The sequence below is a fragment of the Paracoccus sp. SY genome, assembly GCF_002901215.1.
In the GTDB taxonomy this organism is placed as follows: Bacteria; Pseudomonadota; Alphaproteobacteria; order Rhodobacterales; family Rhodobacteraceae; genus Paracoccus; species Paracoccus acridae.
In genome coordinates this window covers 1-687 of the sequence record NZ_NWMQ01000180.1, presented here as the reverse complement: position 1 = coordinate 687, position 687 = coordinate 1, and the positions used below count along the sequence as shown (strand labels likewise).

Annotated in this window: 1 protein-coding gene; it reads left to right on the top strand. The window is 62.6% G+C overall.

Going from position 1 to position 687, the window contains the following annotated elements; translation table 11 throughout:
* Nucleotides 1-541: IS21-like element helper ATPase IstB (gene istB, locus CK944_RS22440; RefSeq protein ID WP_103175211.1), on the top strand; the 541-nt coding region annotated here is incomplete at its 5' end.
* Between the last annotated feature and the right edge of the window lie 146 nt (nt 542-687).

The window sequence follows — 687 nt, the reverse complement described above, 5'->3', positions numbered from 1 at the left end:
CAGCTTCGACTTCAGCGCCATACCGAAGCTCAACAAGATGCAGGTGCTGGAACTGGCGCGGTGTGAATGGATCGACCGTCGCGAGAACGTCATTGCCCTCGGCCCAAGTGGCACGGGCAAGACGCACATTGCCCTTGGCCTCGGACTGGCAGCTTGCCAGAAGGGGCTCTCCGTTGGCTTCACCACCGCCGCGAGCCTGGTCAGTGAGATGATGGAGGCCCGCGACGAGCGCCGCCTGCTTCGCGTTCAGAAGCAGATGGCCGGTTACAAGCTGCTCATCATCGATGAGCTGGGCTTCGTGCCGCTGTCCAAGACCGGTGCCGAATTGCTGTTCGAACTGATCTCGCACCGCTACGAGCGCGGCGCGACCCTGATCACCAGCAATCTGCCCTTCGATGAATGGACCGAGACCTTCGGCTCCGAGCGCCTCACCGGCGCACTGCTCGACCGGCTGACCCACCACGTCAGCATCCTCGAGATGAACGGCGAGAGCTATCGCCTCGCCAACAGCACTGCCCGAAAGCGGCAACAAAAGTCCTGAGATCAGATCGCTCGTTTTGGCCCAAAGAGGCCAATGCGCCATAGCACGCGCCAGCTATTGGTAAGCGCGCGCGCCATGGCGCCGGCCACAACCACCTGACCTGGTCTTACGCCGCCGCGTGGCCGGATTTTACGCCGCCGTTGACA